Source organism: Limosilactobacillus avistercoris (assembly GCF_014836425.1).
In the GTDB taxonomy this organism is placed as follows: domain Bacteria; phylum Bacillota; class Bacilli; order Lactobacillales; family Lactobacillaceae; genus Limosilactobacillus; species Limosilactobacillus agrestimuris.
This window is the reverse complement of the sequence record NZ_JACSQW010000004.1, coordinates 1-25,949: the sequence shown is the minus strand read 5'-3', so window position 1 is coordinate 25,949 and position 25,949 is coordinate 1. Positions and strand designations below refer to the sequence as shown.

Annotated in this window: 26 protein-coding genes, 1 pseudogene and 1 other annotated feature; of the genes and pseudogenes, 20 read left to right on the top strand and 7 right to left on the bottom strand. The window is 40.0% G+C overall.

The genetic code is table 11. The features are described from left to right. The 9 genes and pseudogenes from H9564_RS02165 (at position 1) to H9564_RS02125 (ending at position 8,398) form a co-directional block, all read left to right on the top strand. Positions 1-318, top strand: a complete 318-nt coding sequence (locus H9564_RS02165; protein WP_191683913.1) for a hypothetical protein — start codon at positions 1-3, stop codon at positions 316-318. Next, a complete protein-coding gene (locus H9564_RS02160; protein WP_191683912.1) occupies positions 302-703 on the top strand; it encodes a phage holin, LLH family in 402 nt (133 codons plus the stop codon). The genes H9564_RS02165 and H9564_RS02160 overlap by 17 nt, the downstream gene beginning before the upstream one ends. 12 nt (positions 704-715) lie before the next feature. Then, a complete protein-coding gene (locus tag H9564_RS02155; RefSeq protein WP_191683911.1) occupies positions 716-1,849 on the top strand; it encodes a GH25 family lysozyme in 1,134 nt (377 codons plus the stop codon). 1 nt (position 1,850) lies between these two features. Continuing rightward, positions 1,851-3,428 (top strand): collagen-like domain-containing protein, encoded by a 1,578-nt coding sequence (locus H9564_RS02150; protein WP_191683910.1) that lies wholly within the window; start codon positions 1,851-1,853, stop codon positions 3,426-3,428. Positions 3,429-3,432: 4 nt separating this feature from the next. Further along, entirely contained in the window at positions 3,433-4,029 is a 597-nt protein-coding gene (locus tag H9564_RS02145) for a hypothetical protein (RefSeq protein WP_191683909.1), read from the top strand. Further along, positions 4,029-4,607, top strand: coding sequence for a hypothetical protein (locus H9564_RS02140; protein ID WP_191683908.1), 579 nt, complete (start codon positions 4,029-4,031; stop codon positions 4,605-4,607). Before H9564_RS02145 ends, H9564_RS02140 begins: the two co-directional genes overlap by 1 nt. 296 nt (positions 4,608-4,903) lie before the next feature. Continuing rightward, positions 4,904-5,146, top strand: a pseudogene (locus tag H9564_RS02135) (DNA-processing protein DprA); the annotation flags it as partial. Positions 5,147-5,281: 135 nt separating this feature from the next. Further along, positions 5,282-7,408: a type I DNA topoisomerase gene (topA, locus tag H9564_RS02130; RefSeq protein WP_191683907.1), complete on the top strand. Its 2,127-nt coding sequence runs from the start codon at positions 5,282-5,284 to the stop codon at positions 7,406-7,408. Positions 7,409-7,519: 111 nt separating this feature from the next. Then, the gene (locus H9564_RS02125) at positions 7,520-8,398 is read left to right on the top strand and encodes an aldose 1-epimerase family protein (protein WP_191683906.1); all 879 of its coding nucleotides are present in this window, start codon (positions 7,520-7,522) and stop codon (positions 8,396-8,398) included. A 90-nt stretch (positions 8,399-8,488) separates the two neighbouring features. Here the strand turns inward: H9564_RS02125 and plsY are convergent, their stop codons facing one another. Next, positions 8,489-9,115: a glycerol-3-phosphate 1-O-acyltransferase PlsY gene (plsY, locus tag H9564_RS02120; protein WP_191683905.1), complete on the bottom strand. Its 627-nt coding sequence runs from the start codon at positions 9,113-9,115 to the stop codon at positions 8,489-8,491. Positions 9,116-9,336: 221 nt separating this feature from the next. Between plsY and parE the strand changes: the two genes are divergently transcribed. From parE to msrA, 6 genes are all read left to right on the top strand, one after another. Further along, entirely contained in the window at positions 9,337-11,367 is a 2,031-nt protein-coding gene (gene parE, locus H9564_RS02115; protein WP_191683904.1) for a DNA topoisomerase IV subunit B, read from the top strand. 22 nt (positions 11,368-11,389) lie between these two features. Further along, positions 11,390-13,855, top strand: coding sequence for a DNA topoisomerase IV subunit A (gene parC / locus H9564_RS02110; RefSeq protein ID WP_191683903.1), 2,466 nt, complete (start codon positions 11,390-11,392; stop codon positions 13,853-13,855). A 142-nt stretch (positions 13,856-13,997) separates the two neighbouring features. Then, positions 13,998-14,933, top strand: coding sequence for a manganese-dependent inorganic pyrophosphatase (locus tag H9564_RS02105; RefSeq protein WP_191683902.1), 936 nt, complete (start codon positions 13,998-14,000; stop codon positions 14,931-14,933). A 153-nt stretch (positions 14,934-15,086) separates the two neighbouring features. Beyond that, on the top strand, positions 15,087-15,476 hold the full coding sequence (locus H9564_RS02100) for an iron-sulfur cluster biosynthesis family protein (protein ID WP_191683901.1): 390 nt from the start codon (positions 15,087-15,089) through the stop codon (positions 15,474-15,476). Between the two features lie 93 nt (positions 15,477-15,569). After that, positions 15,570-16,082 carry a GNAT family N-acetyltransferase gene (locus tag H9564_RS02095; protein ID WP_191683900.1) on the top strand — a complete coding sequence of 171 codons (513 nt, stop codon included), beginning with the start codon at positions 15,570-15,572 and terminating at the stop codon, positions 16,080-16,082. A 183-nt stretch (positions 16,083-16,265) separates the two neighbouring features. Further along, positions 16,266-16,796: a peptide-methionine (S)-S-oxide reductase MsrA gene (gene msrA / locus H9564_RS02090; protein ID WP_191683899.1), complete on the top strand. Its 531-nt coding sequence runs from the start codon at positions 16,266-16,268 to the stop codon at positions 16,794-16,796. Positions 16,797-17,082: 286 nt separating this feature from the next. On the opposite strand, the gene H9564_RS02085 is transcribed toward msrA, so the two are convergent. Beyond that, a complete protein-coding gene (locus tag H9564_RS02085) occupies positions 17,083-17,874 on the bottom strand; it encodes a 2-keto-4-pentenoate hydratase (protein WP_191683898.1) in 792 nt (263 codons plus the stop codon). Positions 17,875-18,058: 184 nt separating this feature from the next. Continuing rightward, positions 18,059-18,285 (bottom strand) — a binding site (T-box leader). Between the two features lie 217 nt (positions 18,286-18,502). On the opposite strand from H9564_RS02085, the gene H9564_RS02080 reads away from it, so the two are divergent. Then, the gene (locus H9564_RS02080; protein WP_191683897.1) at positions 18,503-19,690 is read left to right on the top strand and encodes an aminotransferase-like domain-containing protein; all 1,188 of its coding nucleotides are present in this window, start codon (positions 18,503-18,505) and stop codon (positions 19,688-19,690) included. A gap of 147 nt (positions 19,691-19,837) precedes the next feature. Then, positions 19,838-20,611 carry a triose-phosphate isomerase gene (gene tpiA, locus H9564_RS02075; RefSeq protein WP_191683896.1) on the top strand — a complete coding sequence of 258 codons (774 nt, stop codon included), beginning with the start codon at positions 19,838-19,840 and terminating at the stop codon, positions 20,609-20,611. 60 nt (positions 20,612-20,671) lie between these two features. Here tpiA and H9564_RS02070 read toward each other — a convergent pair whose 3' ends face one another. From H9564_RS02070 to amaP, 3 genes are read right to left on the bottom strand one after another with little or no spacing between them, the layout of a single operon-like run. Next, entirely contained in the window at positions 20,672-21,079 is a 408-nt protein-coding gene (locus tag H9564_RS02070; protein ID WP_191683895.1) for an Asp23/Gls24 family envelope stress response protein, read from the bottom strand. Between the two features lie 20 nt (positions 21,080-21,099). Beyond that, positions 21,100-21,291, bottom strand: coding sequence for a hypothetical protein (locus H9564_RS02065; protein WP_191683894.1), 192 nt, complete (start codon positions 21,289-21,291; stop codon positions 21,100-21,102). A 15-nt stretch (positions 21,292-21,306) separates the two neighbouring features. Beyond that, positions 21,307-21,852, bottom strand: coding sequence for an alkaline shock response membrane anchor protein AmaP (gene amaP / locus H9564_RS02060; RefSeq protein WP_191683893.1), 546 nt, complete (start codon positions 21,850-21,852; stop codon positions 21,307-21,309). 230 nt (positions 21,853-22,082) lie between these two features. Between amaP and H9564_RS02055 the strand changes: the two genes are divergently transcribed. After that, positions 22,083-22,622, top strand: a complete 540-nt coding sequence (locus H9564_RS02055) for a GNAT family N-acetyltransferase (protein ID WP_191683892.1) — start codon at positions 22,083-22,085, stop codon at positions 22,620-22,622. Between the two features lie 48 nt (positions 22,623-22,670). Here the strand turns inward: H9564_RS02055 and H9564_RS02050 are convergent, their stop codons facing one another. Continuing rightward, positions 22,671-22,979 carry a hypothetical protein gene (locus tag H9564_RS02050; protein WP_191683891.1) on the bottom strand — a complete coding sequence of 103 codons (309 nt, stop codon included), beginning with the start codon at positions 22,977-22,979 and terminating at the stop codon, positions 22,671-22,673. Between the two features lie 71 nt (positions 22,980-23,050). After that, a complete protein-coding gene (locus H9564_RS02045) occupies positions 23,051-24,307 on the bottom strand; it encodes a chloride channel protein (protein ID WP_098044852.1) in 1,257 nt (418 codons plus the stop codon). A gap of 236 nt (positions 24,308-24,543) precedes the next feature. Here H9564_RS02045 and H9564_RS02040 point away from each other — a divergent pair, with 236 nt between their 5' ends. Next, positions 24,544-25,356 (top strand): alpha/beta hydrolase family protein, encoded by an 813-nt coding sequence (locus H9564_RS02040; RefSeq protein WP_191683890.1) that lies wholly within the window; start codon positions 24,544-24,546, stop codon positions 25,354-25,356. Between the two features lie 3 nt (positions 25,357-25,359). Further along, on the top strand, positions 25,360-25,845 hold the full coding sequence (locus tag H9564_RS02035) for a PAS domain-containing protein (RefSeq protein ID WP_191683889.1): 486 nt from the start codon (positions 25,360-25,362) through the stop codon (positions 25,843-25,845). Positions 25,846-25,949 lie beyond the last annotated feature (104 nt).

The following is a 25,949-nucleotide window of genomic DNA, read 5'->3' as shown; positions in this document are numbered from 1 at the left end:
ATGAATTGGATTACACCACATTCACTTTTTAGCTTGAATTGGGATGAATGGGCATCGATTATCGCTATTTTGACAGCCGTTGTTGTGATTCTTCGTTGGGTAATCAGTAAGGCTGACGTTGAACTCTTTGGGCCAATTCGTAATCAGCTCAAGGAATTCACGGCAAGCATGAAGGAATACAACAAATGGCAAGCTAAGGCTAATGATCGCCTTGAAGATGGCGACAAGAAGTTTATCCATCATGATGAACAATTGCAAGACCACGAACGAAGGATTACCAATCTTGAGGAGGTCAATCGAAATGAACGAAATTATTAATGCAATCCCTGAATATGTAATTACGGCGGTTATTTCAACCGCTATTTTTTATGCCTTCAAATACGGGGAAACCTTTATCCATAACAAGGCGCTCCATGCGAAGACAGCTCAATCACGGGAACTATGGAGTTTTCTCGAACAGGTAGCAATGACAGCTGTTAACTCTCTCGTATCTGCTGATATGACAGGTCAAGACAAGTTCAATAAGGCTGCGGGGCTAGTGCAGACGGCATTAGATAATCAAGGCTTCAAGAACGTTGACGTTAAGGCAATTGATGCGGCAGTACAAGCGGCTTATGAGAAATCCGACCTAACCGATTCAAATGATCCGGTTAAGGAAGCAATTCAAACCGCACCTAACCGTGCCAATGTCATTGACCAATAAGGGGGTTATCAAATGGCTATATATACAGTAGATGTTTACTCGGGAAGCTCTGATAGCATTATCCGTGACTCTCATGCACAAGGGGTTATCGTTAAGGCTACGCAAGGGACGAGCTACGTTAACCCTCGTTGCAATCATCAGTACGAATTAGCTGGTCAACTTGGTAAGCTTCGGGGATTGTACCACTATGCAGGGGGTGGCAACCCCGAAAGTGAAGCACAATACTTCATCAACAACATCAAGAATTATGTTGGTCAAGGAATCCTTATTCTTGACTGGGAATCATACCAAAATTCATCTTGGGGCGATGCTTCATGGTCATTGCGCTTCGTAACTGAAGTACATCGACTTACTGGAGTATGGCCTTTAATTTATGTGCAGGAATCAGCATTGTGGCAGGTTGCCAACTGTGCTCAATACTGCGGTGTCTGGGTAGCTAAATATGCATCAATGACTTGGAATAGTTGGACGCTGCCAAACATGAGCGTCAGCGCTGGTGCTTTTGGTGCCTTGACTGGTTGGCAGTTTACCGGTGGCGACATGGACCGGAGTATCTTCTACCTCACTAAGGAAGCCTGGATGAAAATTGCTAACCCAAGTGGTAACACTAATGGCTGGCAAGGCAGCGGTGATAATTGGCAATATTTTGAAAATGGTTCCGCAGTTAAGAATGACTGGCGCAAGGTTGATAATCGTTGGTATTACCTAGATGAATCTGGGAATACCGTTACTGGTTGGCGACAGATTAACAACCACTGGTATTACTTCGATGTTAACCATGATGGAACGTTTGGCGCTGCTAAGACAGGCTGGAACCAAATCAATAACCGTTGGTACTACATGGACAAAAACAATGCTTGGTGCCTGACAGGCTGGCAAGAAATCGATGGTAAGAAGTACTACTTTGACCCAACTAATGCTTGGATGTTGAGTGGTCGTCAAGAAATTGACGGGAAGTTATATGCACTTGGTGATGATGGGGCATTACAAGCACCAATTGAGAATCAGCCAGACGACTTAAAGTCAAGCAAAGACGAAACTGAAGCTAAGCTGACATTGGCAGACCGCGAAGCAATTGAAAACGACTTGAAACCTTATATTCAAAACACTGTAAAGGATGAAATTTCAAAACTAAAGGAGGGATAGCATGGCAAACTACACAGATGTAGTCAAAGGTAGTACCTTCAAGCATCTTGATACTACTAAACTGATTGCGATTAAATTTGTTGACCAAGACGGAAGCTTTGCTACGCCTAATCCCGACCACAAATGGGTGGCTAAAATTGCTATCCAAAATAATGATAAACCGGGATATATTGGCGACTTTCCTGCCTATCCGGCCGATGATCAGTTAATTGTCCGCAGTAAGGATTTAGTCAAACTTAATCCGGGACAGTATCGTCTAGAAGCGTGGGAAACGTTTACTGACCAAGATAATGAAACGACTATCTGGCCGACACCTCAATCTTCAATTAGCTTTACCGTTGAAGCTAACATTACTGACCAACTTGGTGAGATGGTCAAACAGGTTAACTTCCAAGATGTGGTTGATTCAGCGGTGACAGCAGCAGGTTTAAATGTCACAGTTGGAACAACTACAACCTTGCCTGCTGGTAGCCAAGCACGGGTTGAACAGAAACTGGTTGATAATAAGAATCAGTTCAATTTCTACATTCCGGCTGGTAAGCAAGGCGATAAAGGTAATCCTGGTGATAAAGGAGAAACTGGTAAATCTGCTTATGAAGTTTGGCTAGGCTTAGGCAATCAAGGAACCGAACAAGATTTTGTCCAGGCACTCAAAGGTGATAAGGGTGACCAAGGTAACCCAGGAAAAGATGGTACAGACGGCAAATCGGCTTATCAAGTTTGGTTAGATGCTGGGCACAAAGGAACCCAAGATGACTTCTTTAATTTCCTCAAAGGAGATAAAGGTGATACTGGAGAGACTGGTAAAACTGGAGCTGACGGTAAGAACGGTGTCGATGGTAAATCAGCCTATCAAGTCTGGTTAGGATTAGGCAATAAAGGAACTGAGACTGATTTTATCAATGCTCTTAAAGGAGCTAAGGGTGATACTGGTAATGATGGACCCCGTGGTTTTCAAGGACCAGCCGGAAAGAACTTCCGATTGAAGAAAACCTTCCCATCAATCCAAGCAATGCAAGATAGCAATGGTAAGGACTTTGAAGATGGCGACTTCACGATGATCTCTTCGAGCGTTGGGGATGAGGATAACGCTAAAGTTTATGTTTGGGACGGTACTAAGTTTAATTACGTAGGCGACTTATCCGGTTCGACTGGTATTCAAGGTCCAATTGGCCCCGCGCCAACGATCCACATCGGTCAAGTAACTAAGCTTAGTCCCGATCAAAGTCCTACGTTGACATTAGATGGTAAAGACGGTAACTACACACTGAACGCTGGGCTTCCACAAGGTCAAACTGGTGTAACAGGCCCGATGCCAGTCATTTGCATTGGCAATGTGGCAACCCTTCCGGCTGGTTCACCTCCACAAGCTACAATCAGTAAAACTGATAACGGCTATGCAATTAACCTAGCTTTGCCTTCCGGCTTCAAACCTCAACGAGGAACAGACTATTGGACCGATGATGATAAGAAGAGTATTCAGACCGAAGATCAGCAGTATATTGATTCGAAGGTAACGGATGCTTACGCAAAAGCAAAGAGTGACGTTGAAGATGCGATTCTCAATGGAAAGTGGTGATTAGATGAGTTTAAGTGAAACGATGACTGCTTTAATGGACAAGGCGCGTGAAATAACCGGGCTTACTGAAAAAATCAGTATTGCCCAGTTGACTAGTTTGATGAATCATTTTGATTTACACGTTAATCCTAATTTGCTTGATACCACAACTGCTATTTCTGAAAATGGTAAGAATAGTCAATGGCCAATGTGGATGGCATATACTTTTGATTATGTTTTGAAACCAGGTAAATATACCTTTAGTTGGAGAGCAAAAGCCGATAGCGATACTAATGATGGTACTGTTAGAGTGAGAATTTTTGACGGAAGAAGTAATGTGGTTATTCCTGAACAAAAAATCAATGATGCAGGGAAAGTATTTCCGCTTACTGATGAATTACAAAGCTACACATTTAGCGTTCCTGATGACAACCACACTTATAGGGTTTATGTATACGGTTCGTTATTCCCACATCCTCAACTATGGTCAGTCACTTTCTATGATTGCAAGCTCGAAGTCGGTGACCTGGCAACGCCTCTAAACCAAGTGGGGGGGGTAACTAAAGCCTTCCTATACGCATTAGAACGGCACTTTAGTCCTGTGATTGGAGGTGTCGCTTGATGAGTATTTCAGATGTTTTAACTAAGCACGCTGATGCCTTCAGACAAAAGACAGGAGTAACTAATAAACTCTCTATTTCTGAAATGACTAACCTGATGGATAGTCTGAAATGGGGACAAAGCAATCTGCTCAAAGGAACGAGTGACCAATATAGAGAAGCGAATACTAGCACAACTGATCATGATGACTGGGTTCAAATGACAACATCTAATGGTAATCCATTTCATTATTTTCCTCAGGATATTATGGATAACGCTAAATATTTTACTTATTCTGGTACTGTGGAAAATATGACTAAATACACGGTTATAGCAGAACTAGTTCCTATTGGTAATGATAATCGCCGCATTAATAATGGTGTTCGTTCTGGAAGAATTTATCCTGGACAAAAAGATTATAGCTTCTCTATAACATGTCCAGTTCCAAAAAATTGTCCTGGCTTTCAAGCAGATTGTTATTATTATGGAGTAGGCAATGGTCAGTCATTTAGGATGAAGGAAGAACGCCTCTATGTCGGTACTTTACCCGGTATATGGACACCAAACCCCGCTGATAAAGTGGGGGGTAATGCTGTCTAACATAATAGAATAATCAAAACCCGATCGGATTTCCGGTCGGGCTTTTTTGCGTATCAGTACAAAATCACGCTGAATTGTACCGATAAAAATATGATATACTGAACGTATCCAAATATTCCATTAACCCGGCGCTTCATTTGAGGTGTCGGGTATTTCTTGTAAAGGGGACATAAAAGGGGAATTTTGTTTGATACTCTATGAGTTTAAATGATTATCTAAGAGCGTTAAAAATATTTCTTCCTATTATATGTATTCAACAATGATGATTAGTAATTGTATTTAAACAATTGGAAGACTTCCCGGAGCGGAACAGGATTATCGCCGGATTGGCCGAAACCATCCTGGTTGTTGAAGCAAAAAAACGTAGTGGGAGTCTTATCACGGCCTCGATCGGTTTAGAAGAAAACCGGAACGTTTGTGCTATCCCTGGACGAATCGATGCGCCACTTTCTTTGGGCTGTAATCAGTTAATTGCAGAAGGTGCGAAACCAATTACTGAAGTAAAGGATCTTCTCGAGGAGTTTCTTTTAACTAATTAATCCTTGCAATTTGGCTCCTTTTTAATTAAAATCAACATTCAATTAGGATATAGTTTGACAGATACTATATAAATGCATTAATAATAGTAGTATCGGTAAAGATAATTAAAAGTATAAAAGTAAGGAGCCAATGCAATGGCAACTAGTACTACAAAGAAAAAAACGACGAGTAAACGAAAAACAACCCGTCGCGCAAAGCCAAAAAAGAAATTAGTGATCGTTGAATCACCATCGAAAGCAAAAACAATTGGGAAATTCCTGGGTCGATCTTACAAGGTTGTTGCAAGTTTAGGTCACGTGCGAGATTTGCCAAAGAGTCGAATGGGAGTTGATATTGAAAATGACTATCAACCGGATTATATTTCGATTCGAGGAAAAGGGGATGTAATTAAGGAACTGCGTAAAGATGCTAAAAATGCTAAAGCAGTCTACCTTGCATCTGACCCTGATCGTGAAGGTGAAGCGATTGCCTGGCACGTTTCTAATATTTTAAAATTAGATGATTCTGAAAAAAACCGGGTAACCTTTAACGAAATTACCAAGGATGCGGTTAAAGAGGCTTTTAATGAGCCACGAACCATCAATATGGACTTAGTTGACGCTCAACAAGCACGGCGAGTATTAGATCGGTTAGTAGGGTACTCAATCAGCCCGATCTTATGGAAAAAAGTAAAGAAAGGTTTGAGTGCAGGACGGGTGCAGTCCGTTGCTCTTAACCTTATTATTCAACGAGAAAATGAAATTAAGAATTTCAAGCCTGAAGAATATTGGACAATTGATGCTGAATTTAAGCATAATAAGGACAAATTTAAGGCATCATTCTATGGCGAGAACGGGAAAAAGGTTAGCCTGAAAAACAATGATGATGCTCAACGAGTTTTAGGTAAATTGGATAAGAATAAGGATTTCCAAATTACCAAGGTAACGAAGCGGGAACGGAAACGTCAACCGCAACCACCATTTACAACGTCGACCATGCAACAAGATGCAAACCGTCGCTTGAATTTCCGCACGCGAAAGACAATGATGACTGCTCAAATATTGTATGAAGGAATTGACATTAAACAAGGAGCAGCAGTTGGTTTAATTACCTATATGCGGACTGATTCAACCCGGATTGCCTCTGTTGCTAAGCATGAAGCTTCTAAGTTTATCCATGAAGAGTATGGTGGTGAATATGCTGCCGTAAAACCGATTAAAGGGAAAATGCCAGAAGGGGCTCAGGATGCCCATGAAGCGATTCGGCCAACTTCGGTTTATCGGACACCAGCAAAAATGAAGCCGTACTTAACTAATGACCAATACAAGCTCTATAACTTAATTTGGTCACGGTTTGTTGCCAGTCAGATGACGCCCGAAATTATTGATACGATGAATGTTAACCTTCAACAAAATGACGTCGACTTTCGGGCATCGGGTTCTAAGGTTAAGTTTCTTGGCTTTACAAAGGTTTATAAGCGAGGAAAGGAACAAGATAACTTGCTTCCTGAATTAAATGAGGGTGATAGTGCTCTAATGGTAAGTGATAATCCTGCGCAACACTTTACCCAACCGCCTGCACGGTATACTGAAGCAGCCTTGATTAAGACCCTTGAAGAAAATGGTGTTGGTCGTCCTTCAACCTATGCACCAACACTAGATACTATTCAACGGCGTTATTATGTTCGCTTGGTTTCGCATCATTTTGAACCAACAGAACTTGGTGAGATTGTTAATACTATCATTGAAAAGCAGTTCCCAGATATCGTGAATGCTGAATTTACTGCTGATGTTGAAGGTAAGCTTGATCAAATTGAAGAAGGAAAGCAGAATTGGGTAAGGGTTGTTGATAGTTTCTACCAACCATTCTCAAAGGAAGTTAGCACCGCTGAAAGCAAGGTTGCTAAAATTGAAATGAAAGATGAACTTGCCGGAATAGATTGTGATATTTGTGGGGCCCCAATGGTAATTAAAATGGGACGCTATGGTAAGTTCTATGCTTGCTCCCGTTTCCCAAATTGTCGAAATACCAAGGCAATTGTTAAGGATACTGGGATAACTTGTCCAAAGTGTGGTCAAGGAACTGTTGTTGAACGAAAGTCAAAGAAGAATCGAACCTTCTATGGATGTTCTCGTTATCCAGACTGTGACTTTGTTTCTTGGGATAAGCCAATTGGTCGTAATTGTCCTAAAGATGGTCACTTCTTAGTTGAGAAAAAGATCAAGGGTGGTACCCAAGTTGTATGTCCTAACGGTGATTATGAAGAAGCACCACAGAAATAGTAAAACGGTTTCATTTAATTTTACTAAATTTTACTAGTTTACTAATTTAAAAGAGCTCTCTAATTTGCTATGATGCGGTTAGAGAGCTTTTTACTAAGGAGAAATGGTACTATGATTAAGCTAGAAAACGATAAATTAACTGTTGAGATTGCTGAGTTAGGGGCCCAATTACATAGTATTCGGCGGAATGACAATCAGGTTGAATATCTATGGCAAGGTGACCCTGCTTCATGGAAGCGTCAAGCACCAGTCCTCTTTCCGTTTGTTGGTCGTTTAAAGGATGATCAATACGAATATGCGGGTAAAACATATCATCAGACCCAGCATGGTTTTGCTCGTGATCGTGAATTTAAGGTAATTGATCAAACTAGTTCACGAGTTGTTCTCGAACAAACAGAGGATGAAGAGACATTAAAAGTCTTTCCGTTTGCCTTCCAATTGCGGATAACATATGAATTAGCTGGAGACCAATTAAATGTTTGTTATGCGGTTACTAACCCTGATAGTAAACATTCACTAATTTATGCAATCGGTGCTCACCCCGGTTTTAACATGCCGTTGAGCAACGATGGTACCTTTGAACAGGTCCAATTAAGTGTTTCTCCTGCTGAAGAATATTCGCGAGTCGTGCTAGATGGTCCTTACAATGATTCACAAAACCCAATTATGATTAACATGCAAAAGCCATTAACAATTAACCATGAATTATTTAAGAATGATGCCATAATTTTTGAAACTGGAGGTGCAAAGTTTACTGCTACTTTGACCGATCCAGTTAATCATCATGGGGTTCATGTTCATACCTTAGGAACCCAACATGTTGGAGTATGGTCGCCATATCCTGCTAAAGCTAACCTGGTTTGTGTTGAACCATGGTGGGGGATTGCGGATAATGTTAATGCAGATGGTAAATTACTCTATAAACAGGGGATGCACCGATTGGCACCGCAGGATAATGATACATATAATTTTAGTATCCAACTATTTTAAATCAAAAAGTAATTGGTAATAATTTCTTTGCAGATCTTAAAAGGCTCTAGTATTCGGAAAATCTGAACGCTAGAGCCTTTTTCAAAACCCCTATTTTTGGTGTTTCTTCTTTAAATAATAAACGAGACCAAAACTCACTAATGATTCTTTACCAGTAAGGATTCGCATAATATTACTTTTGTGTCGCCAGAGAACTAATGCGGTTAAAATTCCTGCAACGTAGCTAAGAATCAGATCATGTTCACAAAGAGCGATGATAAAGATTGAAGTAATTCCAACGATACTGGCACAACTAGCCATACTAGTTAACAATAATGTCCCAATGAAAATTGCGCAGGCAAGTGCAAATAATGGCGGATTATATGCTAATAGGATCCCAGCACTAGTTGCAACTGCTTTTCCTCCATGAAAGTGATCAAAAATCGAAAAAGTATGCCCTAATGAGGCAAAGATACCAATAAGCAGTGGGTTTACAGAGTGAGAAACTCCCAACAAGTATGGTTGACTTGCTGCTAAAGTTCCTTTTAGAACATCCATTAGGAGAACAACAACTCCTGCTTTAGGCCCCAATTCACGGAAAGTGTTAGTGGTTCCAATATTCCCACTACCAAGTTTGCGAATATCTTTATGGTAAAAAGTTTGACCAATCCAAAGCCCTGATGGAATAGAACCAAGAAGGTAGGCAACAATTACCATTCCAATTATTTTAATTGTCATTCAACTTACTCCTTAAAAATAGCTACCCATTTAAGATAGCATGAAATGCTGTTGGAAGCTACTAAGTCAACTACTTTTTAAAATGCGGTTTGCAAAATAATGATCAAATGAAGTATTATCGTTATTGTTAACGATTGTAATTGAACTATTACAATCTTGTTTGAACTAGGGTATAATATACTAGTCGAACAAATGTTCAAAATGAAAAGGGAGGTCATTTTGTGGCCACAAAGAAAGTAAAGTATGATGCATCCTCGATTCAGGTCTTAAAAGGGCTTGAAGCCGTTCGAAAACGACCGGGGATGTATATTGGATCTACGGATTCTCGAGGATTACATCACCTCGTATACGAAATTGTTGATAATGCGGTTGATGAGGCATTATCTGGATATGGTGATGAAATAAATGTCACTATTGAAGCTGATAATTCTATTACTGTCCAAGATCATGGTCGGGGAATGCCAGTAGGGATGCACGCTTCAGGTAAACCAACCCCTGAAGTGATTATGACTGTTCTCCATGCCGGTGGAAAATTTGGACAATCAGATGGTTATAAAACTTCCGGAGGGTTACATGGTGTTGGGGCATCAGTAGTTAACGCTTTGTCTACCAATTTAACTTTAACGATTGTGCGAGATCATGAGCGTTATCAAGAAAAGTTTAAAGATGGTGGACAACCAATTGGAACCTTGAAAAAGTTAGGTCATACGAGCGCCGGAAATGGAACAACGGTTTCTTTTAAGCCTGATCCAGCGATTTTTACAACTACTGTCTACGATTACAATACTTTAGCTAATCGTTTAAGGGAATCTGCCTTTCTTTTAAAGGGAATTAAGATTGTTTTAACAGATAAACGCAAAAATCAGGAAAAACAAGATATCTTTCAATATAAGGATGGTATTCAGGAATTTGTTACCTACCTTAATGAGGGAAAAGATACCCTGGGAAAAGTTTTGTACTTTGATGGTAGCCAAGATGGTGTTGAGGTTGAAGTAGCTGCCCAGTATAATGATGGCTATTCTGAATCACTACTATCGTTTGTCAATAATGTTCGGACTCCTGATGGTGGGACCCATGAAGCAGGATTTAGAAGTGCTTGGACGAAGACATTTAACGAATATGCCCACAAAGTTGGTTTATTAAAGGAAAAAGATAAAAACCTTGAGGGTAGCGATGTTCGTGAAGGACTAACCGCTGTTGTTTCCGTTCGAATTCCTGAACGGATTTTACAATTTGAAGGTCAGACAAAGGATAAGTTAGGAACCCCTGAAGCACGAAAAATTGTTGACTCTATCGTTAGTGAACAACTTGGCTATGCATTAATGGAAAATGGCGACTTTGCTCAAATGTTGATTCGTAAATCAATCAAAGCACGTGAAGCTCGTGAAGCAGCGCGAAAGGCCAGAAACCAAGCTCGTGGTGGTAAACGAAAGAGTCGAAAAGAACGAAACCTTTCCGGAAAGTTAACTCCTGCTCAATCAAAGAATGCAAAGAAAAACGAGCTCTTCTTAGTCGAAGGTGACTCTGCTGGTGGTTCTGCAAAGCAAGGACGTGACCGGAAGTACCAAGCAATTTTGCCGTTACGGGGGAAAGTCTTAAATACTGAAAAGGCAAAGCTTGATGATGTATTAAAGAATGAAGAGTTGAACACTATTATCTATACGGTTGGTGCCGGTGCGGGTTCTGAATTTAACGTTGAAGATTCTAACTACGATAAGATTATTATTATGACGGATGCCGATGATGATGGGGCCCATATTCAAATCTTGTTGTTAACCTTCTTCTATAAATATATGCGACCAATGATTGAGGCAGGAAAAATTTATATTGCCTTACCTCCGTTATATCGTCTGCAAACTGGGCGGGGAGCAAAAATAAAGATTACTTACGCCTGGACTAATGATGAATTAACTAAGCTGACTAAAAAGGCAGGAAAAGGTGCTCAATTACAGCGATTTAAGGGTCTTGGTGAAATGAATGCTGACCAACTATGGGAAACCACAATGAATCCCGAATCACGGACATTGATTCAGGTTCGAATTGAAGATGCTGAATTAGCTGAACGACGCGTTACAACTTTGATGGGAAATAAGGTTGAACCGCGACGGGAATGGATTGAAAATAACGTTCAATTCACAATGAGTGATGATAAGGAATCCGATGAGTTAGTTGAAAACAAAGGGCATTTACTAAACCATAAAAAACAACCCACTAAAGCTGCCAAGAATTTTAGCCAAGAAGAACTTTTTTAGGTAACGAGAAAGGAACATTGTAGTGAGAAACGGTAAGATTGAAAAGATGACCCTAGAACAATTGATGGGGGATCGTTTTGGACGTTACTCTAAGTCAATTATTCAAGAACGGGCGCTACCTGACATTCGAGATGGGCTAAAGCCTGTTCAACGGCGAATCTTATTTGCAATGAATAAGGATGGGAACACCTATGATAAAGGATTCCGAAAGTCAGCTAAGTCGGTCGGAAATGTAATGGGGAATTTCCACCCCCACGGTGATAGTTCAATTTATGAAGCATTAGTTCGTTTAAGTCAGGATTGGAAGTTACGTGAACCTTTAATTGAAATGCACGGGAATAATGGTTCAATGGATGGCGATCCGGCAGCTGCAATGCGGTACACGGAAGCACGGTTGAGCAAGATTTCTGGCTTGATGCTTCAAGATATCGATAAGGATACGGTTGAAATGACCCTGAACTTTGATGATACCGAAAAAGAGCCAACCGTTTTACCAGCGCGGATCCCTAACTTATTAGTGAATGGGGCAACAGGTATCTCTGCGGGCTACGCAACTGAAATTCCAACCCATAACCTTAGTGAGGTTCTAGATGCGCTAATCTACTTAATTAATAATCCGGAGGCCAGTTTAGAAAAGTTAATGGAATTTATTCCCGGTCCTGATTTCCCAACCGGTGGGATTATTCAGGGGATAGACGGAATCCGTAAAGCTTATCAAACTGGTCGGGGACGAGTAGTTGTTCGGGCAAAAACAGAAATTGAAACGCTGCGCGGTGGCCGCCAACAAATTAACGTAACTGAGATTCCGTATGAGGTTAATAAGGCTCAGTTAGTTAAGAGAATTAACGACTTACGCTTAGCAAAGAAAGTTGAAGGGATCGCTGAAGCACGTGATGAAACTGACCGGAGTGGATTACGGATTGCAATTGAGTTGAAGCGTGGAGCCAATGCCCAAGGAATTCTTAATTACTTACTTAAGAATACTGATTTACAAATCAACTATAACTTCAACATGGTGGCTATCGATGACCAACGACCAATGAGGGTTGGCTTGAAGCGGATCTTGACTTCATACCTAGCTTTCCAAAAACAAGTTATTCGTCGGCGAACTCAATTTAATTTGAACAAAGCTCAGCACCGACTTCATATTGTTGAAGGACTAATTAAGGCCTTATCCATTTTGGATCAGGTAATTAAAACTATTCGGGGAAGTAAAAACCGTAAGGATGCAAAACAGAACCTGATTTCTGAATATGACTTTTCCGAAGAACAGGCAGAAGCAATCGTTACCTTACAACTTTACCGGTTAACTAATACTGATATTTCTGAATTAAAGGCTGAGCAAAAGAAACTTAACCAGCAAATTGATGAATTTCAGTTAATTTTAACTAATGATCAAGAACTGGCAAATGTTCTTCGCAAAGAGATGCTGGCAATTAAAAAAGAATTTGGTAACCCACGGCGTACCAAGATTGAAAGCCATGTGGAAAAGCTAAAAGTTGATACGAAGGTCACTGTAGCAAAGGAAGACGTCATTCTTTTGGTTTCCCATGCGGGTTATATCAAACGTTCTAGTGTCCGTTCTTTCAAGGCATCTCCAGTAGATGAGAACGGTCTTCGTGAGGATGATTATCCAATCCTAATTCAAGAAACAAATACTTTATCGCATTTATTTATGTTTACTAACTTAGGAAATGTGATTTATCGGCCCGTTCATGAAATTACTGACGCACGTTGGAAGGATACTGGTGAACATATTTCCCAAACAATTGGCTTAGCTGAAAATGAGCATATTATTAAAGCAATGGTTTTTGATAAGCTTGACCAGCCTGGAACGATTATTATGGGAACTAGCGATGGTCAAATTAAGCAAACGGCATTTACTGATTATAAGCCTGGAAGTCGTTACAAGAGCCGAACAACTACGGGAATTAAGTTAAAGAGTGCTGACGCTCGGCTAGTAAGTGTGGATTACTATGAACCAACAGATAAGAATCGTTCTCTTCTTGTAATCAGTCATGAGGGATATGCGGTTCGTTTTGATGTAGCCGATGTCCCTGTTACTGGTTTAAGAACTGGTGGTGTCCGCGCAATTAACTTGAAGGATGACGACTACGCTACAGACTATAGTCTCGCTTCTGAAGGTCAGAACTTAGCGATGGTTACCCAACGCGGTGCCTTTAAGGAAATGGCAAGTTCAGAAATTGAAATAGGGGCTCGTGCTCGTCGTGGAGAGTTAGTACTTCACCGCATTAAGACTCATCCGCATAAGATTATTGATTTTCTTGCCTATAATCCAAATAATCATGATGTCCTTGAAATTATTACTGACCGACCAGCGTTCCAGGATGTTGCTGTTGATGCTCACCATCTCGGTACAGCTAAATCAAACGGAACATTTGTGATTGATACTGATACCCAAGGGACACCCGTAAGATTGCGGATTAAACAAGTTAATGTCCTAAATGAGGAACCGGTAAAGCAGTAAATCTAGCTTCTCAACTTTTTACTGAGATATTTAATAATTATCCCACCAAGTTGGAACTTTCATGATAGAATAGAAAACGTAGATTGTTTCATGCCCTATTACGTTATTAGGGCAATCTTGAAGCAAACAGGAGGAATTTTTAATGAGTAACAAAGAATTAGTTTTTGGTCACCAGAATCCAGATACTGATGCAATTACAGCTGCAATGGCTTTTTCATACTTCCAAAACCAATTAGGTTACGAAACTGAAGCTGTTGCTCTTGGTGAACCCAATGATGAAACAAAGTATGCTTTAGATCACTTCGGTATGAAGGCACCTCGTGTTGTTGAAACTGTATCAAATGAAGTTGATACAGTAATGCTTGTTGACCACAACGAGCCACAACAAAGTGTTAGTGATCTTGATAAGGTTACTGTTACTCACTTGGTTGATCACCACCGGATCGCCAACTTTAATACTGCTCAACCACTTTGGATCACTGCTCGTCCATATGGTTGTGTAAGTACAATCATTACTGAATTGTTCCAAGAAAAGCACATTAATATTCCAGCAGACCTTGCCGGAATGATGCTTTCAGCAATTATTTCAGATACTTTACTTTTGAAGTCACCAACCACAACTGATCATGATCGCGAAGCTGTTAAGTACTTGGCAAAGGTTGCTGGTGTTGAAGATTACGAAAAGTATGGTATTGACATGTTAAAGGCCGGCACTAACATTGCTAAGAAGACCGATAATGAAATTGTTGATGGTGATGCTAAGACCTTTGAACTTGGTGGTACTAAGCTACGGATCGGTCAAGTAAACACTGTTGACTTAGATGATGTCTTCTCCCGTCAAGCTGATCTTGAAAAGGAAATGCATAACTTGATGGACCAAAATGGTTATGAAACCTTCGTATTAATGGTTACCAACATTTTGAACAGTGATACTGATCTTTTTGTAGTTGGTGATCACACTGATACTGTTGAAAAGGCCTTTGGTAAGAAGCTTGAAAACAAGCGGATGAACCTTCCAGGTGTTGTTTCCCGGAAGAAACAAGTTGTTCCTCCATTGACAGATGCTTTTGAAGGCTAATTTTAATTAAATTTGATATTAAGGTTCCCGGTGATCTGAATAGATTATCAGGAACTTTTTTAGTATTAGGTTACTTTTGAGCAGATTAATTGACCCTTCCTTAGTAAAGAAATTAAACTAACATTATAGTTTGAGAGAAAGATGGTGTTAGTAATGAAATTAACGGTTACGGAAGAGGCAAAAAAACGAATAGCACGGTACCTTTCACCGGATAAAAAAATTATTTTAGACTTTGATGATGGTGTTGGTCCATTTTCCGCAGTAGGTGATTGTGGTTTAGAAGCCGGTTATAAGCTAGTATTTGTTAATCGTGACCAAAAGTTTCCTGATTTTAATAGCAAGATACCTTCAAATATTGGAACGATTTATTATAAGGGTTATACAAAGCCACAATTGGATGAAAAGATGGAATTACGGTTTAACCAACACTACTTTACGATGCCGTTAGTTAGTCCTCATGGAACCTTAACAGAGAATGTTGAAGTATTAGATTTTACTGGTGTTCAAGAAACTAATGATTTTCAATTAACCCATGATTGCTGATTAACGATCATAATTTTAAATCCTTAAATTCTGTATTTAATAAAGTTAAAGGCCTCTATAATAAATATAAATTTAATTAAAGGGGCTAGCTAAATGAGTATTCAATTTAAAAAAGCGGCACATGAAGACTTACCGCAAATTGTGGAAATATATAATCAAATTATTCCTTCTCGCCTTGCGACCGCAGACTTAGATCCGGTGACCGTCGAACAACGTGAAGAATGGTTTGCATCTTTTACTCCGACTCATCCCTTATGGAAAATTGTAAACAGTGAAGGACAAATGATTGGTTGGGTTGGCCTGGAGCCCTTTTATGGACGGCCAGCCTATGAGCATACAAGTGAAATTGCAATTTATATCGACCAGGATGCCCGGCATCAAGGAATCGGACGGCAAGCAATAGAATTTGTAATTAGTCAGTTACCTCAATTAGGAATTTCGGCGATTGTTGCTTATATTTTTGGTCATAATATTCCTAGCTTAAAGCTCTTTAAGGAATTTGAATTTGAAGAGTGGGGGAAATTACCACAGGTGGCCGAATTAGACGGCATTCAACGCGATTTGGTTATTCTGGGCAGAAGATTTGATCTTTCAACCGAAAAATGAGAATATAGTTAGAAAATGTGAAAGCTAGAATATATAATTTTGTCTGTTTACCCAATTTTTTAGGTGGCACTGAGGGGGCAAAGTTTCGTCATTTTCTAGTATTTTGTCGGTAGTTTCTCGGATTTTACTAACAATTAGGGAAACTCTAGATCCCTTGCTAGAGTGAGAAAGAGGTTGATATAGATGAGTTTAGACACAGCAATCTTTGCCGGTGGGTGTTTCTGGTGCATGGTGGAGCCATTTGATACGTATCCGGGGATTAAATCGGTTGTTTCAGGGTATACCGGTGGACACGTTCCTAACCCAACTTATGAACAAGTTTGTTCAGGAAAGACTGGTCATACGGAAGCAGTAAAGATCACCTTTGATCCAGATGTTATTTCATATGATGACTTAGTAACAATTTATTGGCACCAAACTGATCCCACAGATGCAATGGGACAGTTTCAGGACCGGGGAGATAACTACCGTCCAGTAATTTTTGTTAATAGTCCCCAGCAACGTGAAATTGCTGAAAAATCGAAGGCTACTCTTCAAGCTAGTGGACAATTTGGCAATGATAAAATTGTTACTCAAATTGAAGATGCTAAGCCTTTTTATCCTGCAGAGGATTACCATCAAGACTTCTACAAGAAGGATCCAGAACGGTACGCTCTTCAAGAGGCTGGTGGTAGAGAGCAATTTAAGCAACAACATTGGAATAACAAGGATTAATATAGAAAAAGGCAGGGAAAAACATTTTGTTTTTCCCTGCCTCTAATTGTTTACCAGTAGTTTACGAACTTACCGAGTCTAATCGCGGTAATTAACCCGAGCCTTCGAGTCTAACTACGAACGACTCTGATGATTGCATCATCATTCGTCATTCTAGGTTAGCCCACCAGGCTCTTAAATGGGTTAATTACGAGCTCCTTTTTTATCTAGCTGGATAGATAAATTTAACAAGATTATGATGCTTATTAGTTTTGTTGATTATCACTTAATTTCATTTAATCATTCCCTAGTCGACATTTAAATTAACACTACCAAGTTGGTGATCGAAATTGACGGCCCAATGTCCTTCCTTGAGATGTGGCGGTAAAACGAACGTTCCGGAAGAAACCAGTTGGCCTTCTTTGAATTGCTTGCCTTGTTCTTCAAGCTTCTTGACAAGCCATTGAAGGGATTTGAGCGGGTTACCAAGAACTTCTTTCGAATCACCCTCATCAAGTTTCTGATCATCAAGGAAGAGTTCAGCATGGACTGTTGCAACATCAGCGACATCCTTGAAAACTTTTGTTGAAGGAACCTCTTTTCCATAAACAACTAATCCACCAACAGCACAATCTGACATGACGTTATATTTACCAAGACTCGGGAACCAATCCTTAAACCGAGAATCTGGTACTTCTAGTGCACCAGCGACTGTTGTCTTGTTTAAGAGATCTTCTAATGAATCATTACTCGTTAAGTCTGTAGTTGCACGAAAGGCTAATTCAACTTCGACTAATGGTTCCATCAAGTCATTTAAATTGACGTTCGCTGGTGCAGGAAGAAAACGACGATTAACCTGTTGACCATATAAGGGTGAATCTGCGTCAAACATATCTTGGGTTTGTTTGCTTGTAAGCGACACTTTATATCCACCAACAGGGACACCCTTAAGTCGCATTACTTCGTCTTGAACAGCGTATGCAGTATCGTCATCTTCTACAACACCTTTCCAGTCTTTTTCTTCTAATGGCTTGCCAGTTAGTGTCGCATCGTAAAGGGCCATTGAAAATTCTTTTTGGTTAGCGTTTAATGTTGTCATAATTGATTCCTCCAATTTTAGTTATTTATGATTATCATCACCATCAAAAATGCCAACACTGATGAGAATCATTATTCTTAATTATTCCTCGAATGTCACTAATGTCACTATCTTTCATGATCCTCACCTCACTTAAAATAAATTTCAAAGTAAACAAAAACCCTTCAAGCATATTTGAATATGCTTGAAGGGCGACGTTGCCGCGGTACCACCTTCATTTATGGAAAGAGTCCACATCTTGAACCAGACAAATTCATCTGGAGCCAGGATAATGGTCGGCAGCCAGGCAACCTTACTTAGTTCAGGAGCCAATTCACAGGGGATTTAACATTGATTAACGTTGCTTAGTTCACACCAGCCACTAAGTCTCTGAACCAGTTAATCAGGTTACTTCCTGTTCGGTATCTTTAACGTGTTTACATCTGATGCTTCGTATTCTACTCATTAAATTTTAATCTGTCAACCATAAGTTTTAATTTTTTATTATTTTGATAATCCCTTATATGAAGAAATTAAATTTATAAATCATTCAGAAATGCATGAAGTATAATTAGGGGGTTCACAAGTCGAATTTTGTATTGTAAACTACACAACAATTACAAAATGATGAGAAAGAGGAGTGGTAACGATGTTTAAATTTTCAAAAAGAGTTCCTGCTGACGGGACAGATGCTGTTGGTGCAATCTTAAAGGCGGCGGCTGATCCGAAAATCATTTCATTTGCGGGTGGATTACCGGCTCCTGAATTATTCCCAGTTGAAGGGATGAAGAAGGCCACCGATAAGGTTTATGCAGAACATGGTCAACAAGCACTTCAATATGGTGCTGCTAAAGGGGTAACTGAACTGCGTGAATTGATTCTTAAGCGAGTAAAGGAAAAGGAGAATGTTGATGCTAAACTAGAAAATGTGATGGTAACAACGGGTTCTGAACAAGCAATTGACTTAGTCGGGAAGGCATTTGTCAATCCTGGAGATACGGTTTTGGTGGAAGAGCCAACCTACCTTTGTGCTCTCGATGTTTTTCGTTCATATGGCGCTAATTTTGTTAGTGTGCCGATGGATGAGGACGGAATGAAGATGGATGCTCTGGAAGAAGCGCTTAAGGCTCATCCAGAAACAGCGCTGGTTTATACAGTACCAAACTTCCAAAACCCAACTGGACGAACAATGCCAGCGGAACGACGAAAGAAGTTTGCGGAATTAGCAGCGGAATACGATGTTCCAGTTCTTGAAGATAATCCATATGGTGATATTCGCTTTGCGGGAGAACACGTACCTTCTGTTAAGTCATTTGATCATTCGGGGAAAGTCTTTTACATGAGTACGTTCTCAAAGATTCTCGCGCCGGGATTCCGTCTTGGCTGGTTAGTAGCGGATCCAAAAGTAATTGAAAAATTAACCGTGTTAAAGCAATCTGCTGATCTTCACACGGATAACCTCGTCCAGTATGTAGTAACTGAGTTCTTCAAGGAAAATGATGTTGACGCGCATGTTAAGGAAATTAGTGATCTTTATGGGAAACGCAAGCAACTGATGATTGATGGAATTAAGAAATATTTCCCAAAGGATGTTAAGTACACCGATCCAGAAGGAGGGATGTTCCTCTGGGTAGAGGTTCCAGGAGTCACTGACACTGTTAAATTATTTAAACAATGTCTTGAACATAATGTTGCTTTTGTCCCGGGTGATCCATTCTTTGCTGGAAAACCGCAACCAGGAACATTCCGGTTGAATTACTCTAACATGCAAGAAGACCAGATTGAAGTCGGATTAAAGCGGCTTGGCGAAGCACTTTCACAGGCTCTTGAAGCATAATTATTAAATAGTTCTTAAAGGACACACGATGATGGTGTTCTTTAAGAACTATTTGCGTTTGAACCCCTATCTTTCTTTGTTTGGCAGATAATTGTAAAATATAAGATAATTAGACAAACGGAAGAAATGTTAGAAAGGGTTAAAATTATGCGTAAACCATTTATCGTTGCAAACTGGAAGATGCACAAAAACGTCAAGGAGTCAGTTGATTTTGTTAACCAGATCAAATCAAAGCTTCCTGATCCTAATAAGATGGAGGTTGGCATTGCAGCACAAGCTTTTGCTCTGCCAAGTATGGTCAAAGCAGCAGGAAATTCAGGTTTGAGAATTATCGCCCAAAATGCTGCTGCGGAATACTCTGGCCCATATACAGGTGAAGTAAGTCTTCGTGGGTTAGCGGATGCTGGAGTTTCGTATGTTATGTTAGGTCATATTGAGCGTCGACGATTATTTGGTGAAACTAATACTAGTGTACACCAAAAAGTTCAAGCAGCCCTTCAACGTGGCGTTACTCCAATTATCTGTACAGATGAAACAATGGTTCAGCAGGTGGTTAACGATGAAATCCACTATGTTTTCCACCAACTGATGACCGTTTTACATGGTGTTTCGTTGGATCAGATCAAGCAGGTTGTGATCTCTTACGAACCAAGTTGGGCAGTTGGGGCAGGACAACACGCCAATCCCACCTTGGCCGAGGAGGGGTGTCGGCTAATTCGCCAGACAATTGCTGAATATTATAGCTATGAAATTGCGGATAAGATTCGAATCCTTTATGGGGGAAGTGTTAATCCTAATAATATTAAGGACATTATTGATAAACCCGATATTGATGGTGCGTTAATTGGTCGGGCGAGTTTGGACCTAGATAATTTCTTAAAAATGATTTCCAACGCTCAGTTAACACTAAAGGAAGAATAATAAAAAAGTTCCCAGTACTCAATTTACGAATACTAGGAACTTTTAAGCTAGGTTAAACCCTTAGTTTACTTGTTTATCGTCATCCTTCTTCAATTCTTCACGAGTCTTCACATCATTAACGTGTAATTCAAACTTAACTAATTTCAATCCGGTCATCTTATCTAGAGCACTATCAATTTCTTTACAGACTGCTTCAAAAATTTCTGGTGCGCTTTTACCGTATTCAATCGTGGCATCCATTTTAATTGCAACTTGTTTTTCACCTACGTCAGCATTGATCCCCTTAGTCATATTATTACCGGACGAAACTTTATCCGCAAATTCAGAGAACATGTTGCCATCAAGTGAAATGATTCCTGGAACTCGAGTAGCTGTGATCCCGGCAATTTTCTCAATGACACTGTCGTCAAAAGTTAGGTGTTGGTCAACGTTAATTTTAGTGGTTGGGTGTGTGTTTGTAGTTGTCATGATTAATTCCTCCTTAGAAATTATTCGGCAATTTTAGCACTTAATTTATTAACAATTCCCTTAAAAGAGAATCCGATGAGGTCTAAGACAAGGCCGATTATGGCGAAGATAGCGGTAGTTAAAAGAATACCAATCGCTATCCAGAATCCCCAAACGGTCCAACTAATGCTGAGGACTAATCCAGTAATCGCACCAATGAGAGCAAGTTTCATTGTTATCCCTCCTTGTTAGACGACTGTGACTGATTTCTTGTGGCTATAAGGTTCGAGCCGAACTCGTAATTTACGAAGTCCGATAGCAAAGTTTGTTTGTAAATTGTTTTCGATTGCATCAGTTAAAGAATTCTTCAGTAGTTCTGGATCAGATTGTCCAGAAAGCATTCCAGTAACGGTAACGTCTGCTTCTTGACGATTCTTGAGCATTTTAACTGTCGTTGTGGGGTTGTAGAGACCAAAACTTGACAGGTTAAGTCGAATACTATTTTCCACTGCCGTTTTATCAACTGAGATATGACGAGCACCATCACGAGCAATTATTAATTGTTTACTCGTTGTTGGTCGGAAAATAGAACTTCCGATTACAATTATCGCCATTAGAATGATATAGCTTGCTAAACCAATAATTGTGTATTGCCCGGGGCGGGTTAATAGCCATTGGCTGATTCCTAGTGTCCAGGGTTCGTGACGGAAGATCCAGAGAAGGATGACAATTCCACCGATTAATCCCTGAATTAGCATTGCTAATGTGATCCACCATTTTTTCCAATTAGCCATTAAAGAATCACTCCTTTCTATATCTGCAGGCTGCTGTTTTAATGTCTTAACTTTAACATGGATGAAAAGGCTTTACAGTAGATTACTAATGGACATAAGGCTTTCTTATACGGGTGATCATTAATTCTTCACAGGTGTTTACAAATGGGGTATAAATTGGCAAAAAAGACCATTTTTGATTAATAATCTGCTATGATTAGAGTGATTTAATTCTAATTGGGGATGATAAAATGCAAATTCGGAAAGCAACACAAAAGGACCTAGACACTATTTTGGAAATCCTTCGTGATGGGCGTAATCAATTGGCTGAACGTGGGGTTGATCAATGGCAGGGTGACTATCCAAACGCTCAGCACATTCAGGAAGATATTGATAATGGCTACTCATATCTCGTCAAATCTGATGATGGGATGACTGTTGGGACAGTCGCAATCGTCAACTCACCAGATCATGTTTATGATCATATTAATGGTGAATGGCTAATTAATACGACAAACTATGTTACTATTCATCGGGTAGCCATTCACTCAAGTCATGCGGGGAAAGGTTACGCATCAAAGCTATTTATTAGTATGATTGATTACCTAGAAAAGCATCGTCCTGATGTGGAGTCAATTCGTCTTAGTACGAACGAGAATAATTTGGTAATGCAACACATTGCCGAAAAGAATGGCTTCCAAAAGGTAGGAACGATGCCAGGAGCATACCGTCCTGAAGAACTTTCTTACGTGTATGAGTTATTAACAAACACTCATGCGTTAGCTAGCTAAAATTAAGGAGACTAGTGCGAAATTATTTTCGCACTAGTCTCCTTAATTTTATTTATTAATTTGTTGAGCGTAATTCCGAGCGTTGTACAGTTCGTAAACAATAATGGTTTCAATTAGAGTAATAATGCAGATTAAAAGAAATGTATATACCTTAGGAAGAATGAAGAGGAGGATCAGTAAAATCCATGAAAACCAACTCCACTGGGTTTCAATCTTAACTACTCGTTGAACCCGTTTGGTTGGGGTAATCCTTCCTGAACGTTGAAAAATATCACGAATTTGGGCAAACCATTTAACTTCAAAGAAACTCTCAATCATAAAAATAATGATCAACGTCATTAGGTAAATATGTGCCATGTTTTTAAACTCCTTTAAGCATGATGCAAGGTTAAGTTTAGCTGTTTCATAGTTAATAAGCAAACATCATACTACTTTGCGAGTCTTGCATTAACCCACCGCGAGACAGCAATCGATAATGCAACTCCTAGGGCAAGGGGGATAAAGGCTGTAAAGTTCAAATGACAGACTTCAAATAACATGAACATCGCCATGAGAGGTGCTTGTTGAGAAGCAGTTAGAAAATAGGCCGCTCCAAGTACAGCACACTGGGTAATTGTTACTCCTGGCATAATTTGGACATAGAGCATCCCCAAGAAAACACCGATAACAGCACCAAGTGAAATTGAAGGTGTCAGGATCCCACCATAAGCCCCGCTCTTGATGCTAAGGAGGGTTACCACTGCTTTAGCAATGAAACCGAAAAGAAGGGCTAAAATAACGTTTTTATTGATAGTAGTGGTGCTCATCGCCAATTGAGCTAACCCACGACCATTTCCCATTATTTGCGGGTAGAAAGCAGCCACAATCCCGGTGATGATCCCCATTAACGGTAGCTGGTAGAGGACGTTTTTGGTAACCGCCCGGTGAGCACTTGCCTTTTTAACTCCCAGCTTGAAGTAAGCACCTATAATTCCAAGAAGTGGTGCCAGGATGATTACGATTGGAAGGATCCGTAGTGAAGGAAAATTTTTGGAGCCAACCAAGTAATAGGGCTTATATCCCTTAACAATTGATCCAATTAAAGTTGCGATTACGGACATTGTTAAACTAACAGCGACTACTCGAGCGTTAACTTTCTTGTAAAGTAACTCAATAGCAAAAACCGCACCTGTGATTGGCGCAATATATACCCCCGAGAAACCAGCACCGGCAGCACACGCAATTAGCATTTTTTGGTCTTCTGGGTCAAGCTTTAAGTAACGGTTATTAGCAAAGTGTCGTTCCCATTTCTGAGCAATTGCGGCACCGGCTTCCCGTGGTGCTAATTCACGACCAATGGAATTTCCCGTTCCCACGTAAAAGATCTGTGTAACAACATGAATTAGTGTTTTGACTAACGGCATTGTTTTACCAGTAATTGCTTTACTGATACCGACTGGGCGGTAATTCTTTTGAAGATAGTACCAGACGATTGCAGCAATCGCAGAACCAACAAAAACGGAGATAAATCGGTGTCCTGGACCAACAAAAATATCAACCGGGATCCGATTGCTCTCTTCAAAGTTAAGAAAGTATTTTTCTGATAAATCAAGAAGAATACTTAATAGTAAAGAACTAGTCCCCACGATCACCCCAAGTACAACCGTAGCAATGACTAAAGGAACATTTTTTGAAATCGACTTCATTCTTCTCTCTCCCATGAATATTTATACCTCGTTAGTTTATAACACCAGAAAGCAGAAATAAAGTCTCTCAAGAGAATCAAGTAATTTAGGTGTATGATAAAAGAAAAAGGTAGATCTAGGTGAGCTGAAATGGACAAACAACCGACTAAAAAGGATGCAATTATGTTAATTATTGTTGCCCTCGCTGTGGTAACCATCCAGGGAATTTGTGCGCAGTTAGGTAAGTAGGTGGCGAGATGACGCATTTAGTTAGTAGGAAGCAGTCACTAACTGATTGGCAGCGGGTCCAGTTAGCTCAGCTTGAATATCATGACTGGCACTTGGGAGAAGATGTTTTGTTGCCAGATGGCCAGTTAATTGGTGAAGTGATAAAAGTGATTTGGACGGCCGATGGATTTCGAGCGACAGTAATTCGTTCAGTCGCTTATCCTCAAATAATAGTTCTCTTTCGTGGATCATCTGGCGTTCGGAAGGGTGATCCAACAACGTGGACTAATGAATGGCTTCGGGTTAACCTCCCGATTGGTAATGCAATTATTAACCAGGTTCCTGATGTTCCTCAGGAGTTGTGGACGGCAAGTAAAGAATTTAATCATCTGCTAGCTGTTTACCCACAAATGACCTTTTCTCTTTATGGACACTCGTTAGGATCAATTAACGCCCAATTTGCTTTAGCTAACTGTCATTACCCTGAGCGGATTGGTGCAGCGTATCTTTATGAAGGGCCTAATCTTTACTGGTTACTAGATGCCAAGCAACGGCAAACAACGACTCTTCTTCGCTGTCAGATATTTAACTATATTGATCCGCTTGATGTGGTTGCGTTAGGGTATATCGATATGGAACATACGATTGGATTACTCCGGGTGATTGATTCGATGATGACTAGCCCAATTAACCAGCATATGTGGGGTGGCTATCAATTTGATAAACAGCAAAATTTACTACTAGAGAATGATTTTTGGCAAAACGGGCGAGCACAAATTGATCAACGACTGATTACTGCAGTTCAAAAATTAAACCAAAATAATGATGAATGGGAGCGTTAAAAGATGAATTTACCATTTATGGATGATGCCACGATTAATTTTTTCAGTGGTAAATTAACTTTAGCTGAGGTTGATGCCTTATTTCGGACAATGCCATATGAATTAGATTATATTAATGCGGACGATGAGTATGTTTGGTATTCGCCAAATAGCTGGCGTGATGATCAGCGTCTTCATCAGCGCCTTAGTCATAATGTTCTTGGTTGTCATCCCCAACGAGTTATCCCAATGGTTAAGCAGGTCTTAAAAATGTTGAAGACAGAGGAAAAGGATATGGTTGAGTCACCTCAGATAATGGATGGCCAACGAACTTTAATTCGCTATTATGCGATCCGTAAGCCTAATGGTCATTATTTAGGAGCATTACAAGTGACAGAAAATGTTGAACATATCTGTCAGCTTTGTGAGCAACATGTCTTCGAGCACGGGATCGTAGAAGGACAAGTCGTTGATGGTGTTTCATCAGCGTCAATTAATGAAAATAAATAAAGCATTAATATAGAAGGGTGTAATAAAGGCTCTACGTCAAGTAGTGTTGATCAGGAAATTTCTGCTCTACATTGTAAAATTGGTCTAAAGGAATCATCTGCGAG

Bases quoted from the DNA above. Each gene is read 5' to 3' on its own strand.
- H9564_RS02160 (WP_191683912.1), top strand. From the start codon at position 302: ATGAACGAAATTATTAATGCAATCCCTGAATATGTAATTACGGCGGTT.
- tpiA (WP_191683896.1), top strand. From the start codon at position 19,838: ATGCGTAAACCATTTATCGTTGCAAACTGGAAGATGCACAAAAACGTC.
- H9564_RS02140 (WP_191683908.1), top strand. From the start codon at position 4,029: ATGAGTATTTCAGATGTTTTAACTAAGCACGCTGATGCCTTCAGACAA.
- H9564_RS02100 (WP_191683901.1), top strand. From the start codon at position 15,087: ATGAAATTAACGGTTACGGAAGAGGCAAAAAAACGAATAGCACGGTAC.
- H9564_RS02105 (WP_191683902.1), top strand. From the start codon at position 13,998: ATGAGTAACAAAGAATTAGTTTTTGGTCACCAGAATCCAGATACTGAT.
- H9564_RS02080 (WP_191683897.1), top strand. From the start codon at position 18,503: ATGTTTAAATTTTCAAAAAGAGTTCCTGCTGACGGGACAGATGCTGTT.
- topA (WP_191683907.1), top strand. From the start codon at position 5,282: ATGGCAACTAGTACTACAAAGAAAAAAACGACGAGTAAACGAAAAACA.
- H9564_RS02050 (WP_191683891.1), bottom strand. From the start codon at position 22,979: ATGGCACATATTTACCTAATGACGTTGATCATTATTTTTATGATTGAG.
- amaP (WP_191683893.1), bottom strand. From the start codon at position 21,852: ATGGCTAATTGGAAAAAATGGTGGATCACATTAGCAATGCTAATTCAG.
- H9564_RS02070 (WP_191683895.1), bottom strand. From the start codon at position 21,079: ATGACAACTACAAACACACACCCAACCACTAAAATTAACGTTGACCAA.
- msrA (WP_191683899.1), top strand. From the start codon at position 16,266: ATGAGTTTAGACACAGCAATCTTTGCCGGTGGGTGTTTCTGGTGCATG.
- H9564_RS02150 (WP_191683910.1), top strand. From the start codon at position 1,851: ATGGCAAACTACACAGATGTAGTCAAAGGTAGTACCTTCAAGCATCTT.
- H9564_RS02165 (WP_191683913.1), top strand. From the start codon at position 1: ATGAATTGGATTACACCACATTCACTTTTTAGCTTGAATTGGGATGAA.
- H9564_RS02040 (WP_191683890.1), top strand. From the start codon at position 24,544: ATGACGCATTTAGTTAGTAGGAAGCAGTCACTAACTGATTGGCAGCGG.
- H9564_RS02055 (WP_191683892.1), top strand. From the start codon at position 22,083: ATGCAAATTCGGAAAGCAACACAAAAGGACCTAGACACTATTTTGGAA.
- H9564_RS02155 (WP_191683911.1), top strand. From the start codon at position 716: ATGGCTATATATACAGTAGATGTTTACTCGGGAAGCTCTGATAGCATT.
- H9564_RS02045 (WP_098044852.1), bottom strand. From the start codon at position 24,307: ATGAAGTCGATTTCAAAAAATGTTCCTTTAGTCATTGCTACGGTTGTA.
- plsY (WP_191683905.1), bottom strand. From the start codon at position 9,115: ATGACAATTAAAATAATTGGAATGGTAATTGTTGCCTACCTTCTTGGT.
- H9564_RS02125 (WP_191683906.1), top strand. From the start codon at position 7,520: ATGATTAAGCTAGAAAACGATAAATTAACTGTTGAGATTGCTGAGTTA.
- H9564_RS02035 (WP_191683889.1), top strand. From the start codon at position 25,360: ATGAATTTACCATTTATGGATGATGCCACGATTAATTTTTTCAGTGGT.
- H9564_RS02065 (WP_191683894.1), bottom strand. From the start codon at position 21,291: ATGAAACTTGCTCTCATTGGTGCGATTACTGGATTAGTCCTCAGCATT.
- H9564_RS02095 (WP_191683900.1), top strand. From the start codon at position 15,570: ATGAGTATTCAATTTAAAAAAGCGGCACATGAAGACTTACCGCAAATT.
- H9564_RS02145 (WP_191683909.1), top strand. From the start codon at position 3,433: ATGAGTTTAAGTGAAACGATGACTGCTTTAATGGACAAGGCGCGTGAA.
- H9564_RS02085 (WP_191683898.1), bottom strand. From the start codon at position 17,874: ATGACAACATTAAACGCTAACCAAAAAGAATTTTCAATGGCCCTTTAC.